Raw genomic sequence first — 15,464 nt, forward strand, 5'->3', positions numbered from 1 at the left:
TCTTAGCTAAATTGATAATTTTCTATTTCCGCTCCAAGCTTTTCAAGTAATTCATCAAGTGAATCTACTTCCTCTCCATCTGAAATATCCACTTTGTCTATTGCCAAATAAAGTGTCTTTACCGGCTTCTGTACAAACTTTTGCACTCTTACCATCTCATCTGACATTCTTTTTATGGAACCTTCAACATATCCTTCTTCTGATTTTACAGGTGATTCAAATGCACTTACAAGACTTACCGGTCTATCTTCTCTCAAATTAACCACCAAAATACTTGGCAATGTCTGATTGGCAAATGTATTTATCTTACCTGTAGGTAATGACTTTGCAAATGCTTCTACAAATAGCTTCGTAGCATTTATCATACTACCTCTGTCCTTAAGCTGATATAAAAACTCATGGAGTGCAACATTTGCATATCTATATAATGTTGATGAATTATACTCAACGTTACCAATCATACCTGCACCGGCATTATCCTCAGGTGAAAGGTCATCTGCCGCAGTAAAATAATCAAACTCGGTCTGTACTCCATGTGTAGATATAGCATGAGCTACCTGTGAAGACGCATCTTCATTCAAACTTGGATCATCAGCCACCATTCTTCCAAACAATGCAATATCTATAGCAACATTGTCGTTTAAAACTTTTTGCAATAAATCTTTATCCAATACAAGCTTACCCTTTGCATCCACTTCGGCTTCTGCTGCTATTCTTGCAATATCTCTTGCCTGATTTTCTCCAAGGAAGAATAAAGCTTTAGCTTCCTTAGCAGTCTTATCTTTATTATCTTTCAGCTTTATTCCGGCTTTCTCTATAGCCTCCGCAGCTCTGTCCATCGCCTCTTTCTCAAGAATGGTACTATCTATCTCTACAATCTTCTTTGCAACATAGCTTACTATATCCTTTGTTCTTACACCTACATTAGCTACTTCTCCATTTTCCTTGAAGTAATTTCTCATTGCAGCCTTCCATGACTGTGAGCTAACCCTTGCTCTTCTTACCCCGCCATATAAAGCAGTCTTTGGACTACCTGTATCATCTCTATTGATATTTGAAGGTGGTAATGTCTGTATAATATGCATATCCAAAAATAATCTACTGTTCATTTGATTCTCCTTTACTGTTGAACTTATAATATTCTCTTGCCCAATTTAAAATAATGTTTTCTTTGTTTTTGTTCTTTCTTATCCAATATAAATCCTCTGCAAGCCTGCCATAGTCAATCCTTGCACCTTTTTGCTTTGACTTTAATAGCCTGATCAAATGCCTTAAATGTACTATTAGTTCATCAAAATCAGTTGATGTAATCATTGCATTAAATCTTCTGTCCGGTGCTGTAGTATCATCACCTGCTCTAAGTGACTTTAGACTTGTTCCTATATTACTGTATCCGTCTTCAGCAGTATTGACACAAAAATCTTCCCCTTGTTGATGTATTGCGTACAGCTGTAAACAGCTCAATATACAAATTTCCTCATCAGTCATCTTCTTACTGTTTCCAAGAAAGCTTTCAGGCAATTTCTCAAAAACAACAGGCAATATATCTGCCATATCGGCATAATCTCTCCCGATAGAATTCCTTAGCCTTGAAAGTATTGCCTTTCCTATGGAATATTCCTGCATAGCATACAGCTCTTTAAGAATTCTTCCAATAACACTTTTTACACTCTCCATCTAACCTCCTTAATTTTGATTTAATCTATATAAAAATGAATTATATATCGTTGCAATATTCTTTACACCGGTACTTGTCTCTATACCTTTATAATCTCTTAATCCAGAACTTGACACTAACTCATCCACATACTCTTTTATAGCTTTTTTTAATATTCCCTGCCATTCAACCTCTTTTGTATCCTTGTCATTATCAATATCAATGCTTTCAATCCAATTTCTGAATGATAGGTCTATTCTAAAATAAAACTGTTCAATATATTTTGATGCATCCGACTTTTCCATATTTCTTATATCTAACAAATCTTTTATAAATATTTTTAATGTCCTATCAATGCTCGCTTTTGTATCTGTAATCGTTTTATTTATTCTAACTATCCAACCATTATCTCCGGTGTCTATCAATACTCTTTCTTTAAGATTAAGAGTATCTTCCACCTCATCTATAGGTGCCCATGAAGTAGCATTACCATCATCCAACATACATACTGCACACAATTTAATATTTTCCTTGTTAAATCCCAGTTCTTCCGACTCTGATATATCGCCCAGTTTATTTAGCCATTCTATAACTCCGGGTTTTCTTGTGCCCTCACCCACTCCTGTTAATAGTCCGAAGTTTCGCCACATTGACTTATTTGCATCATGCTTTCTTGGTCTGTATTTATCCTTATATTCACCGGTATCATTATATTTCCAGACTGTCATAGGCTCTAAAAAAGCATTTGAATGTTCTATCTCAGGCAACTTTGCTATAAAGCACACAAATTTATCTTCCTTTGTTCTATTCGGATCTATAAATATTTCTCTACACCAAGCAGTATATAGTGAAGCAATATTGTCAATTCCGTTATGAAAATAATATTCTACATTTTTCTCTATCGTTTCTGCTTCCCAACATGGTTTCTGAGTTTTCAATAAATTGTTGTTTTCATTATGAGCAATTACAAAATTTAGCATCAATGTTTCAAACAAATTATTGCCCTGAAGATATACTCCTCCCAAATCATACAGCCAACCCTTGGAATATGTCTTTGCAGATCCAACCTTTTTCTTGTCAGATGTACCTATATAGCCTTGTAATGTTATAAGCCATCTCGCCAATTCATCATCAACAATATATTCCTTATAAGACTCATCTTTAGGTGAAAAATATGCTTGCTTATTATTGCTCTCCGAAACAAGCCTATTTATATTTTTCCCATAAAACTCTCCACCACCGGCTGCATCCTTTTCTATCACCTCTTTTGTCACCTGAAAGAAAGGGTATTTATCATCATATAGGAAAAACCTTTCTCTCCATTTTTCCAAATACTCCTCCACTACTTTTGGAAACTCTTTAGCATTCCATATATCAACCCAAGTCTGATACAATGCATCTTCATAATCTTCCAAATCGCTTTCTTTAAGTTCTCCGGTCTGTAAAAATTTCTCTTTATCCACCTCAAAAAATCCATGTGAATCTCCATTTGAATCAAACCTTGAAAATACTGTATGAAGGATTGCAAGCATAACCCTCATTACTGCAAAATCCTGAGTCTTCATATCTCCGGCTAATTCTTTGTACTTAGCTGCACCGGCAAAAAGTTCTTTTATAGAAATTTTTTCTACAGCATCTTTACTTGCAACCTGAATCCATTTTTCATCCAATAAATTATACCTTGGCATCATTTTCCCCCTTTAATATCAAACCGTATTTTTCGTCATATTCCATATTTACTCCATTTATACTGCACTTATTATTCTCATCAAACATTGCACATAAAGTTCCCTTTAACCATGCTGAATTATCCCATTTTTGCAAATTGTTTATGTAAAAATCTTCTAACTCTCGTATAGTCTTGTCTATATTATAGGACTTTGAGAGCTTATTTGGAAGTTTTATTGTAGAACTTGCAAGTTTTTTTGCTGTTTTTGTATCTCCAATACTGTTTGACACATCCTCACTACTGTCAAATGTAGTATAACCGTCTTTAATCTTCTTTAATGCAATTACTTCTATTGTATCCTGCGTATCTCTAACTTGTGAATTGCCCTCTTCCTCACCGGAATTCCTTGATTGATTATTAAGCCATCCTATAAGATTCGCTTCCTTAGATATTCGTTTTTTTAATACAGGGCTATTTAATCTATAAGTTCCTGCTCTACTTTCTTTACTGTTAACCAAAGCCTTATATTCAGCCTTGTATTCATAATATTTCTCATTTAATTCATCAGATAGATCCGGCTCTATATTCTCATCATAGACTTCTTGTACCAGCCTTGATATATCACTTGGAAGTCTTATATTGTCACCTAAAAAGTACCCGGTTCTTGCTAAGAGATATCCTCCATATACTGCCTTAGAACCGGTTTCAAATTCTAGGTTCTTGTCATTACCTAAAACATATAGCACAGGTCTTTCATGCTTTTTCGGCCTATTATCTCTTGTATGTCTATGGAGTCTTCCCATTCTTTGTATCAATAAGTCTACCGGTGCAATATCACTTATCATTACATCAAAATCAATATCTAAAGACTGCTCTATAACCTGTGTTCCTACTACTATCAGCTTCTGTGGTCTATCTCCGTCTTTCCCAAGGTATCTCATCAGCTTTTCTTCATTTTTCACTCTGTCCGTAGCTATAAACGAAGAATGAAGTAACATAACATTATTATCTCCAAACTTAGATGAAAGTAAAGCAGCAATATTCTGTGCTTTCTTCACTGTATTTACAATAACACCGACATTACCTCCACCATCAAGCAATGAATTCAGTAGCTTAGGCAAATTCTCAGTATCAGTATATTTTATCTCAATACTTTTACCTTCTATCGTTGCAAAGTCTTTTACATTTAATGCCTTATCATTATCAGTGTATGTAATCAAAGGATAATCTTCTACCATCAGACTGCTCATATCCTCTTTACTTAACTTAACTCCCTTGCCCATCAAATAATGATTTATAAAATCCACTCTACTTTTCTTTGGTAATGTTGCCGATAGCAGTATTACCGGCACATTGTAGGCTCCAAGCCATTCAAGTGCCATATTCAGGTATTGATCCATATATGCATCATAGGCATGTACCTCATCAATTACTACAACCTTTTTGCTAAGTCCAAGATGTCTTAGTGCCAAATGCTTCTGTCTAAGTGCCATCATCAAAAGATGATCTACAGTACCTACTACAAAATCATCCATTATGGCTGTCTTCTTTCCACAAAACCACTGATTTACTACAAAACCTTCTCTGCCTTCATTATCTCCATCAACATCTATATTTGAAGCACTCGTAAGATTATTATATTCTTCATTTAAAAAAGCCTTGCCATGCACCAGCCTTAATCCTCTTTTTTCACCTGCTTCCACGCTCTGCTTTTTTAGCCAGCTGATTATTCTTGGGAATATACCATTTGATGTCGCCTGTGTCGGTAATCCAAAAAACAGTCCGCTTCTTCCTGACTTTACAGCAAGTTCTTCAGCTCCCACAAGTGACGCCTCTGTTTTTCCAAGTCCCATAGGAGCTTCAAGTATTATCAGTCCGGGATTCTTGGCATCACTGATTGTCTGTGCAAATTTTAGCTGTACATCCCTTGGTGAAAATCCAAATCTCTCCTTAAACAAGCCTTTACAATCAGCATATACTTCAGGTAACCACATATCACTTTGATTTGAATATTTCCATTTTGTAAAACCATGCTCGCATCTCTTATTCATATCAATATTGGTATCATCAAATATTTCTTTTAGCGGAAAGAAGTATGTATTACTGGCGATCCAATCTGCCATTGTCAAAAGTCCAAGAAGCATTGCCTGTGCAGGTTGTGAGAGTATCGGTATATCCTCACATCTTTTAAACCCACTGTTTTTTAATGCATTGTTTAAAATATCTGTATGTACAGTTAACCATCTTTTGTATATATCACTACCCACATTTTCACTTTGGAAGAGATTTTTCTTGTATGAACTAAGTACTTCAGAAATCATGCTTTTATTATCTATAGGTCTACCATGATGTCCACCTACTATAGATCCTATGTCATTTTCCTTTTTGAATCTATCGCTTAATACACTTAGTATAACCTCTCCTGCAAGTCCATGCGGTGTCTTTTCAGGTGATGCCAGTAAATCCGGTGAGTCAATACCTATGAAGCCTGCCCCCACCAACTTTTCTATCAACTCCTTATCTAAGTCCTTAGAATTTGAGAAGCCTTTCTTTAGCTGAAAAGCCGGACTTGCCTTACCGATATCATGAATTGCACCTATGAATATTGCGATTTGCTTTCCAATATCTGTATCTGTAGCAACGATTCTCTTTTGTCCCTCACTAAGCCAATGTTCCCACAAAAGCCCCATAATCTTTCCCGTATCTTCTAAATGAACAGGTAGTGGTAACCAATACATTAACCCATCTTTTTCTTCTTTCTTTGCCCACAAAGCCTCCTGCATGTCTCCTCCTCTTGTCATGTCTTTGATAATTTTATTTTACTATATGATCTGTCCTTTAAACATCCTTTAGAAATGTTTCAGTGCATTTTTTGTTAAAAATGTTATAATAAACGATAAGAGAAATCAGTTATTGTCCCGGTAAGCCTTTTAATACCTGACATTTATGTTTAGACATTTATTATTCCTCCTAAGATCCTTACCGGTTTTAATTTACTACATAAGCTGTCCTTTAAAAATACCTTCTACAAACATTTCTAACTTGACATTTATTTAATGTCTCAAATACTACCCGAATTACTTCCCGGTATTGTAATAAATTTTATAATTGATATAATACATATATAAGTGGATTTAACGATGATTCTATATGGCTTTTTTCTAAATTTTCTATATTTTATATTCTTAAGTTTCACCTGAACATGGATTCAAAAATATTTCTTTGATATAATAAAGGAGCAAGATATGCAAGAAAAAGATATAACACAGAAGATGTTGGAACAATTTAATGATGTTTTTTCCGATATCGTAAATGTACTCTTATTTGATGGTAAGGATGTCGTGGATGAGGATTCTCTGATTGATACTCCCACCAAGAGTATGATGAAGATAGATGGAAAAGTACATTCGCAAGATAGGGACGTTGCCAAATATTGGCAGAACAGCCGGATAAATATTGCTTTATTCGGTTTTGAAAATCAAACTGTGCCTGATGAGCTGATGCCTTTAAGAGTAATCAGCTATGACGGTATAGAGTATGGCAGACAAACTAAGAAACGATACAGGTATAAAACTAAATATCCTGTAATTACCTTGGTACTATATCTGGGATATAAAAAAAGATGGAACTATCCGATTAATATACTGGATATTGTTGAAGTTGATGAAAGGCTAAGACCTTTTGTAAATGATTATAAAATCAATCTTTTTGAGATAGCATATCTGGATGAAGAAAAAATATCTTTGTTTAAAAGTGATTTCAGGATTCTGGTTGACTATCTACATCAGATACGAACAAATAACTCATATAATCCAAAAGATTATATTATAAAGCATATAGATGAACTGCTAACCCTTATGTCCGTTATGACAGGGGATAAAAGATTTGAAGATTCAATAAATGAAGCTAATGAAAAGGAGGCTAGATATATGTGTGAAGTTCTTGATATTATTGAAAATAGAGGGATTGAAAAAGGTTTGGAGCAAGGTCTGGAAAAGGGTTTGAAACAAGGCAGACAGGAAGGTGCCGATATGGTCAGTAAGCTTAATGAGCTGCTATTAAACGAAGGCAATATCGATAAACTTCGCAGAGCTAATACTGATAAGAACTATAGACATAAGTTGTTGAAGGAATATAAGATATTGCAGTAGGCTTCTAATATATTATTTCCTGCAAACAAAATAAGTTCTATACTCTAATCAATAATTTTATAAAATATTAGCAATTAATAATGGGTGCATGAGACACAATAAGTTTTATAGTACAATAAAAAATTTATAGAATCTTAGCAATAAACGGGTGCGTAAATCATTTGATTTAATGATTTTCTCACCCGTTTATTTTATACCTACTATATAAATTTCAAGCCTTATCAAACTATATCATTAATATCTTCCCCAAAGAGTCTTGCAAAAACTCCACATACAAACATTTATCACTTGACATTTATTTAATGTCTCAAATACTACCCGTATTACTTCCCGGTATTGTAATAAATTTTATAATTGATATAATACATATAGTAAGTAGATTTAACTATGATTCTATATGGCTTTTTTCTAAACTTTCTATGATTTATATTCTTAAGTTTCACCTGAACATGGATTCAAAAATATTTCTTTGATATAATAAAGGAGCAAGATATGCAAGAAAAAGATATAACCCAAAAGATGTTGGAACAATTTAATGATGTTTTTTCAGATATCGTAAATGTACTCTTATTTGATGGTAAGGATGTCGTGGATGAGGATTCTCTGATTGATACTCCCACCAAGAGTATGATGAAGATAGATAGCAAAGTACATTCGCAAGATAGGGATGTCGCCAAATATTGGCAGAACAGCCGGATAAATATCGCTTTGTTCGGTTTTGAAAATCAAACTGTGCCTGATAAACTGATGCCTTTAAGAGTAATCAGCTATGACGGTATAGAGTATGGCAGACAAACCAAAAAACGATACAGGTATAAAACTAAATATCCTGTAATTACCTTGGTACTATATCTGGGATATAAAAAAAGATGGAACTATCCGATTAATATACTGGATATTGTTGAAGTTGATGAAAGGCTAAGACCTTTTGTAAATGATTATAAAATCAATCTTTTTGAGATAGCATATCTGGATGAAGAAAAAATATCTTTGTTTAAAAGTGATTTCAGGATTCTGGTTGACTATCTACATCAGATACGAACAAATAACTCATATAATCCAAAAGATTATATTATAAAGCATATAGATGAACTGCTAACCCTTATGTCCGTTATGACAGGGGATAAAAGATTTGAAGATTCAATAAATGAAGCTAATGAAAAGGAGGCTAGATATATGTGTGAAGTTCTTGATATTATTGAAAATAGAGGGATTGAAAAAGGTTTGGAGCAAGGTCTGGAAAAGGGTTTGAAACAAGGCAGACAGGAAGGTGCCGATATGGTCAGTAAGCTTAATGAGCTGCTATTAAACGAAGGCAATATCGATAAACTTCGCAGAGCTAATACTGATAAGAACTATAGACATAAGTTGTTGAAGGAATATAAGATATTGCAGTAGGCTTCTAATATATTATTTCCTGCAAACAAAATAAGTTCTATACTCTAATCAATAATTTTATAAAATATTAGCAATTAATAATGGGTGCATGAGACACAATAAGTTTTATAGTACAATAAAAAATTTATAGAATCTTAGCAATAAACGGGTGCGTAAATCATTTGATTTAATGATTTTCTCACCCGTTTATTTTATACCTACTATATAAATTTCAAGCCTTATCAAACTATATCATTAATATCTTCCCCAAAGAGTCTTGCAAAAACTCCACATACAAACATTTATCACTTGACATTTATTTAATGTCTCAAATACTACCCGTATTACTTCCCGGTATTGTAATAAATTTTATAATTGATATAATACATATATAAGTGGATTTAACTATGATTCTATATGGTTTTTCTAAATTTTCTATGATTTATATTCTTAAGTTTCACCTGAGCATGGATTCAAAAATATTTTTTTGGTATAATAAAGGAGCAAGATATGCAAGAAAAAGATATAACCCAAAAGATGTTGGAACAATTTAATGATGTTTTTCCGATATTGTAAATGTACTCTTATTTGATGGTAAGGATGTCGTGGATGAAAATTCTCTGATTGATACTCCCACCAAGAGTATGATGAAGATAGATGGAAAAGTACATTCGCAAGATAGGGATGTTGCCAAATATTGGCAGAACAGCAGAATAAATATTGCTTTGTTCGGTTTTGAAAATCAAACTGCGCCTGATAAGCTGATGCCTTTAAGAGTAATCAGCTATGATGGTATAGAGTATGGCAGACAAACTAAGAAACGATACAGATATAAAACTAAATACCCCGTAATTACCTTGGTACTATATCTGGGATATAAAAAAAGATGGAACTATCCGATTAGTATACTGGATATTGTTAAAGTTGATGAAAGGCTAAGACCTTTTGTAAATGATTATAAAATCAATCTTTTTGAGATAGCATATCTGGATGAAGAAAAAATATCTTTGTTTAAAAGTGATTTCAGGATTCTGGTTGACTATCTACATCAGATACGAACAAATAACTCATATAATCCAAAAGATTATATTATAAAGCATATAGATGAACTGCTAACCCTTATGTCCGTTATGACAGGGGATAAAAGATTTGAAGATTCAATAAATGAAGCTAATGAAAAGGAGGCTAGGTATATGTGTGAAGTTCTTGATATTATTGAAAATAGAGGGATTGAGAAAGGTTTGGAGCAAGGCAGGCAGGAAGGTGCCGATATGGTCAGTAAGCTTAATGAGCTGCTATTAAACGAAGGCAATATTGATAAACTTCGCAGAGCCAATACTGATAAGAACTATAGACATAAGTTGTTGAAGGAATATAAGATATTACAGTAGGCTTTTAATATATTATTTCCTGTAAAAAAATAAGTTCTATACTCTAATCAATAATTTTATAAAATATTAGCAATTAATAATGGGTACAGAAACACAATAAGTTTTATAGTACAATCAAAAATTTTATAGAATATCAGCAATAAACGGGTGCAGAAATCATTTGATTTAATGATTTTCTCACCCGTTTATTTTATACCCACTATGATAAATTTCAAGCCTTATTCGGCTAAATCGTAAATACCTTACTCATCAATAATATCATTTTTCACAAACCTCGTTGGCAAACGGAATGCTTGGGGATGCACCCTTTCTACTTACCGTGATGCTTGCCGCCATAGCTGCCTGTTTCATTGCCGCTTCTACATCTGTGCCCGATACTATACCTGCTATAAAATATCCGGTGAAGGTATCTCCTGCCGCTGTGGTGTCAACTACTTCGGTCTTATATATATCCTGTCTTATCATCTTTGTTTTATCCACATATACAGAGCCCTTTTCTCCCAAAGTCAACATTATTTTTGTGTTGGGAAATCTTTTTGTCAGTTTCTCTATCAGCTCATCTTCCCCTGTATCTGAGGCTCCGAGTATATCTGACGCCTCTATTTCATTCAGTATCAGATATTCCACCTTTTCCAGATCACATTCAAATATCTTTTCGTTTAAAGGCGAGGGATTTAATACAATTCTCATTCCTTTAGACGCTCCCTCATCTACAATAAATGCAAGATTGCTTATCTCATTTTGAAGTAAAAGTATATCTCCTCTATCAAAATCATCCAACACTTCTTTGATAAATTCAACTCCTATATTTTGATTTGCTCCACCGTATAAAAGTATACAATTATTGCCGTTTTTATTTTTTTGTATAATTGCATGCCCTGATGCCATATCATATTTTTTTATATATGATATATCGGCACCTACACTTTTCAGTGCATCCAAAAGCATGGCTCCATCCGCACTGCCAACCGCACCGGCATGATATACCTTTATACCTGCCTTTGCCAGCGCCACCGACTGATTGAGCCCCTTTCCTCCACAAAATACATTCATATCTTTAGAAGATAAGGTCTCACCCTCTCTTACAAAATGATCTACATCATATACATAATCCAGATTTAGCGAACCAAAATTCAATACTTTCATTATCCACTCTTACTTTCTAAAAATAAACATATTCCCTTTACCATAAGGCATCCTGCCACTGCCCCCTGGTCTGCAATACCCTTGGCTTTTGCCGAAAATACCGCAGCCTTTCCAAACTTAGGCAACATATCTTTTGTGGCTTCCACACCTTCCTGTGCACCCTTTAGCGCTGCATTTGCCACATCAAAAAGAGTGCTGTTCTCATTCACAGATTCCTTTGCCCTATCTCCTGCCACCGACAGTGCATCATATATTGTTCTGTCACCTGCCTCACATTTTCCTCTTTTCTTGACTCCTGCTGCAAAGCTTTCAAAAAACACTGCCAAATCTGCGGCTTCTATTTTATCCTTTTCATTTAAAGACTTGCCTGCTTCCATTATACCGCTTGCCATCAATGTACCCATAGTGGAAGGTACCACTGAAGACATCTTCATGCCCGCTTTAAATAAAGTTTTTCCTATATTGTTTTCTACAGTATTTTCTCTTATAAGATCCGGCATTGCACTATATCCCTTGCTCATGGTAAGTCCTAAATCACCATCTCCCATATTGGCATCCATGGCACATAGCTCATCCTTTTTCTCCACAAAGACCTTCGCTATGGATTCAAAAAGCCCCGGTAGATCCTCTATTCTAATCTCTGTCATAGCTGCTCCTTATAATCTTATAAATGGAGTTTTTACTTCCATATCAAGCCATGCCTTTTCCTTTTCACTGTTTAACTTGCAAACAGATATGGATGCACCTGCCATCTCCATACTTGTGGCATACTCGCCTACAAAAGTTCTATATATCTTGATACCCTTTGATAATAATATTTCACCGACCTCTCCCGAGAGTATATAAAGCTCCTCGATACTGCTGGCACCAAGTCCGTTTATAAGTACAGCAACCTCATCATCTTTTGCAATATCCATATCGGCAAGTATTTCTCCCACAGCCTCAGTTGCAAGCTCCTTTGCGGTTTTTATATCACCGTTCCATACTCCCGGCTCTCCATGTATACCCATGCCGAATGCCATCTCATTTTCTGCAAGAGTAAAATTGGAATGTCCAAGTTCAGGTATCACACATGGTGTCAGTGCAAAGCCTACAGTTCTTGTATTCTGCTTTGCTATATTTGCAGCCTCATATACTTCATCAAGACTTCCCATTTCGGCAGCCGCCGCACCTGCATATTTGTACATAAAGAATATACCTGCAACACCTCTTCTGGTTTCAGGAAGCTTGTTTGAGAGTACATCATCCGCGCCCACAATACTTCTGGTCTTGATATCGTCCATCTCAAGCATTTCTGCCGCCATATCAAAGTTCATTATATCACCGGTATAATTTCCATACAGGTATAATATGCCGCTTCCGGCTTCCACCTCCTTTGATATTTCATATATCTGCTCTGCTGAAGGAGACTGGAAAACACTTCCCACTCCACAGCCGTCAAGCAGATTCTCACCTACATATCCAAGGAAAAGAGGTAAATGTCCGGTACCTCCACCTGTTACGATTGCAACCTTTCCCGGTTTCTTCTCGGCTATACAATAGCATCTAAGGTCGTCTGCAACATATTTTACCTGCTTATTTGCAAGATAAATTCCTTTTAACATATCATCTGTATAATTTTCAGGAACATTGATTATCTTCTTCATATATTCTCCAATCTAATTATTATGCAAACATTTGTAGTGAATATTTTTATAAACTACAACATTACAATTCAAGCAACACCTTCCGAACTTTCCATTACCCAAACTTTAACACTACAATCCCAATTTTTCAAAAGCCTTATCAAAAGGATATTTACAAATACCTTTCTCTGTAATAATACCTGTAATAAGAGAGTGATCAGTTACATCAAATGCCGGATTATACACATCTATATTTTCCGGTGCCATTCTCTCTTTATACCACATACTTGTAATCTCATCCCCGTCTCTTACTTCTATAGGAATATCCTTATCACATGAGGCTTTCATATCAATAGTGGAAGTGGGCGCACATACATAGAAAGGTATTCCATAATGCTTTGCTATAATAGCAAGCCCTGATGTACCTATCTTATTTGCGGCATCTCCATTCCTTGCCACCCTGTCACAGCCCACAAAAATAATATCTATCTTACCGGATTTCATCAAAATAGATGCCATATTGTCGCATTGCAAAGTTGTCTTTATACCTGCATTGCTAAGTTCAAATGCGGTAAGTCTTGCCCCCTGTAAGAGCGGTCTGGTTTCATCACAGTATACATGCATATCCTTACCCGAAAAGCCGTTTTCCAAAGCCATATACATAGGTGCGGTTGCGGTACCGTATTTTGCAGTGGCAAGTGTTCCGGCATTGCAATGAGTCATTATGCCTATTGCTTTATCATTTCTTTTCAGTTTCTTTAAAAGCTTAAACCCCAGTTCTCCGATACCCCTGCTTATTTCAATATCCTCATTTCTGATATTTTCCGCTTCTTTAAATAAAGCTTCCTTTATCTCCTCAATACCCTTTTCACTATTGGCTTTTAATGCTTCCTCCATTCGGTTTAATGCCCAAAAAAGATTTACTGCCGTAGGTCTTGATGAGGCAAAATAATCCTTCAGCTCCAAAAACTCTCTTTTAAAACTCTCATAATCTGATGCCTGTATAAATGAAGCCGTTTTTGCAATACCATATGCCGCACATACTCCTATTGCAGGAGCTCCACGAACTCTAAGCTTTTTTATCGCTTCCCAAATTTCTTCCTTTGTATTTAGATTTATTCTCTTTATCTCACCCGGAAGAAGAGTCTGATCAATAATATTAAGTTCTTTATCTTTTGTCATCTTTACAGAGATAATCTTGTCAAAAAATTCTTCAATACCCATTTATAACTCCTCTGCCAAAGCCCTGCAATTTAAAATAGTGTCTACATAATCCATACCGCTTTTAAAGGATTTTGCTTTAAGTATAAACTCCTTACCCGCCAAAATATTGATTCTCTCCGCTATAAGCCTCTTTTTCTCATCTGCTATAGTAGTAACATCAGTTACATTTGCCATACCTACAGTCCTTCTGTGAAGCTCGGTTCCGGTAAAGCCTGCCGTATCCTTTAAAATACCGTCTAAATAATACTCCTTAAAGCCCTCTACCTTTGCCATGGGCTCAGTTACCCATTCATCATAGTATTTATTATATTTTTTTATAAATAAATCTATAACCTCTTCCACCGATTTTAATATCCAGTCGGTAAACTCATGCTTTTCATAGGCGATTCCGTTCACATAGGCAAAAATAAGATTTGCAATAACATTTCCAATATCATACCCGCAAGGTCCCAGTATGCCAAACTCCGGATCAAATACCTTGAGCGCATCCTCTTTTATAAAGATAGATCCTGTATGCAAATCTCCATGTATCAACGCCTGTGCATTGGTCATAAAATTAAACTTTAATTTAGCCACCTCAAGATGTAAAGCCCTATCCTCATACAATTCCTTCTTTACAAAACCGGCATTTGGTGGATATACATTGTTCCTGTTATTTAAATCATTATAAGGCTCCATAAGAACAAGTTTTTCAGTTATATCACAAAGATCAGGAGATACAAGCTTACCCCCTATAAGCTTTTTTTCTTTGTGATCTATCACCACATCACTGCTTTTTAAAAGTGTATTTATCAAAAAATCTGTTATCTGTTCTGTAAAATGAGGATATATCTTATGCTCCAGCATCGCCTGTCGCATTACCAAAAAGTCTGAACAATCCTCCATACCGCAGGCACACATTACAGTGTCATAAAAGTAAATGTATGGCACCATTCCCTTTGCATACCTTTCCTGTAACATCAAAATCTCTGATTCGAGTCTGTTTCTGTCTCTGGAAGGCTTCATATCCTTTGAGATTCTGGTCTCGGTACCTGCCTGCTTTATATATATTGAATGTCCCTTATCATCCATTACCCTGTAAACATAGTTGAGATTTCCATGTTCCTTAGGAATGATGACCTTCATACTATCCTTATCCCAGTCTATAGTTGTAGCCTTTAACAGCGTATATTCAACTATATCTTTTTCTTCCATTTGAAAATATGTATCAAATCTACTCATATT

11 protein-coding genes and 1 pseudogene are annotated in these 15,464 nt (G+C 35.1%); 3 read left to right on the forward strand and 9 right to left on the reverse strand.

Annotation, left to right across the window (positions count from 1 at the left end; translation table 11 throughout):
• Positions 1-2: 2 nt before the first annotated feature.
• From cas7e to cas3, 4 genes are read right to left on the reverse strand one after another with little or no spacing between them, the layout of a single operon-like run.
• Positions 3-1,109 (reverse strand): type I-E CRISPR-associated protein Cas7/Cse4/CasC, encoded by a 1,107-nt coding sequence (cas7e, locus tag J4O15_RS02840; RefSeq protein ID WP_208099625.1) that lies wholly within the window; start codon positions 1,107-1,109, stop codon positions 3-5.
• Positions 1,099-1,677 carry a type I-E CRISPR-associated protein Cse2/CasB gene (casB, locus tag J4O15_RS02845; RefSeq protein ID WP_208099626.1) on the reverse strand — a complete coding sequence of 193 codons (579 nt, stop codon included), beginning with the start codon at positions 1,675-1,677 and terminating at the stop codon, positions 1,099-1,101. The genes cas7e and casB overlap by 11 nt, the downstream gene beginning before the upstream one ends.
• Before the next feature lie 9 nt (positions 1,678-1,686).
• Entirely contained in the window at positions 1,687-3,345 is a 1,659-nt protein-coding gene (locus tag J4O15_RS02850) for a type I-E CRISPR-associated protein Cse1/CasA (RefSeq protein WP_208099627.1), read from the reverse strand.
• Positions 3,332-6,109, reverse strand: coding sequence for a CRISPR-associated helicase Cas3' (gene cas3, locus J4O15_RS02855; RefSeq protein WP_208099628.1), 2,778 nt, complete (start codon positions 6,107-6,109; stop codon positions 3,332-3,334). Before cas3 ends, J4O15_RS02850 begins: the two co-directional genes overlap by 14 nt.
• Before the next feature lie 462 nt (positions 6,110-6,571).
• Here cas3 and J4O15_RS02860 point away from each other — a divergent pair, with 462 nt between their 5' ends.
• The 3 genes and pseudogenes from J4O15_RS02860 (at position 6,572) to J4O15_RS02870 (ending at position 10,245) form a co-directional block, all read left to right on the forward strand.
• The gene (locus J4O15_RS02860) at positions 6,572-7,477 is read left to right on the forward strand and encodes an Rpn family recombination-promoting nuclease/putative transposase (protein WP_208099629.1); all 906 of its coding nucleotides are present in this window, start codon (positions 6,572-6,574) and stop codon (positions 7,475-7,477) included.
• Positions 7,478-7,969: 492 nt separating this feature from the next.
• Complete coding sequence (locus J4O15_RS02865; protein WP_208099630.1) at positions 7,970-8,875, forward strand: Rpn family recombination-promoting nuclease/putative transposase; 906 nt, start codon at positions 7,970-7,972, stop codon at positions 8,873-8,875.
• A gap of 489 nt (positions 8,876-9,364) precedes the next feature.
• Positions 9,365-10,245 (forward strand): annotated as a pseudogene (locus J4O15_RS02870) (Rpn family recombination-promoting nuclease/putative transposase).
• 258 nt (positions 10,246-10,503) lie between these two features.
• Here J4O15_RS02870 and J4O15_RS02875 read toward each other — a convergent pair.
• The 5 genes from J4O15_RS02875 to mtnK form a co-directional block, all read right to left on the reverse strand.
• On the reverse strand, positions 10,504-11,391 hold the full coding sequence (locus J4O15_RS02875) for a ribokinase (RefSeq protein ID WP_208099631.1): 888 nt from the start codon (positions 11,389-11,391) through the stop codon (positions 10,504-10,506).
• Positions 11,391-12,038, reverse strand: a complete 648-nt coding sequence (locus J4O15_RS02880) for a dihydroxyacetone kinase subunit L (protein ID WP_208099632.1) — start codon at positions 12,036-12,038, stop codon at positions 11,391-11,393. The genes J4O15_RS02875 and J4O15_RS02880 overlap by 1 nt, the downstream gene beginning before the upstream one ends.
• Before the next feature lie 9 nt (positions 12,039-12,047).
• Complete coding sequence (locus J4O15_RS02885) at positions 12,048-13,037, reverse strand: dihydroxyacetone kinase subunit DhaK (protein WP_208099633.1); 990 nt, start codon at positions 13,035-13,037, stop codon at positions 12,048-12,050.
• A 111-nt stretch (positions 13,038-13,148) separates the two neighbouring features.
• Positions 13,149-14,240 (reverse strand): S-methyl-5-thioribose-1-phosphate isomerase, encoded by a 1,092-nt coding sequence (mtnA, locus tag J4O15_RS02890; RefSeq protein WP_208099634.1) that lies wholly within the window; start codon positions 14,238-14,240, stop codon positions 13,149-13,151.
• Positions 14,241-15,461 (reverse strand): S-methyl-5-thioribose kinase, encoded by a 1,221-nt coding sequence (gene mtnK / locus J4O15_RS02895; RefSeq protein ID WP_208099635.1) that lies wholly within the window; start codon positions 15,459-15,461, stop codon positions 14,241-14,243.
• Between the last annotated feature and the right edge of the window lie 3 nt (positions 15,462-15,464).

This window comes from Lachnoanaerobaculum sp. Marseille-Q4761, assembly GCF_017565785.1.
Taxonomy (GTDB): domain Bacteria; phylum Bacillota; class Clostridia; order Lachnospirales; family Lachnospiraceae; genus Lachnoanaerobaculum.

Bases quoted from the DNA above. Each gene is read 5' to 3' on its own strand.
- J4O15_RS02850 (WP_208099627.1), bottom strand. From the start codon at position 3,345: ATGCCAAGGTATAATTTATTGGATGAAAAATGGATTCAGGTTGCAAGT.
- J4O15_RS02860 (WP_208099629.1), top strand. From the start codon at position 6,572: ATGCAAGAAAAAGATATAACACAGAAGATGTTGGAACAATTTAATGAT.
- J4O15_RS02880 (WP_208099632.1), bottom strand. From the start codon at position 12,038: ATGACAGAGATTAGAATAGAGGATCTACCGGGGCTTTTTGAATCCATA.
- J4O15_RS02875 (WP_208099631.1), bottom strand. From the start codon at position 11,391: ATGAAAGTATTGAATTTTGGTTCGCTAAATCTGGATTATGTATATGAT.
- mtnK (WP_208099635.1), bottom strand. From the start codon at position 15,461: ATGAGTAGATTTGATACATATTTTCAAATGGAAGAAAAAGATATAGTT.
- J4O15_RS02885 (WP_208099633.1), bottom strand. From the start codon at position 13,037: ATGAAGAAGATAATCAATGTTCCTGAAAATTATACAGATGATATGTTA.
- cas3 (WP_208099628.1), bottom strand. From the start codon at position 6,109: ATGCAGGAGGCTTTGTGGGCAAAGAAAGAAGAAAAAGATGGGTTAATG.
- mtnA (WP_208099634.1), bottom strand. From the start codon at position 14,240: ATGGGTATTGAAGAATTTTTTGACAAGATTATCTCTGTAAAGATGACA.
- cas7e (WP_208099625.1), bottom strand. From the start codon at position 1,109: ATGAACAGTAGATTATTTTTGGATATGCATATTATACAGACATTACCA.
- J4O15_RS02865 (WP_208099630.1), top strand. From the start codon at position 7,970: ATGCAAGAAAAAGATATAACCCAAAAGATGTTGGAACAATTTAATGAT.
- casB (WP_208099626.1), bottom strand. From the start codon at position 1,677: ATGGAGAGTGTAAAAAGTGTTATTGGAAGAATTCTTAAAGAGCTGTAT.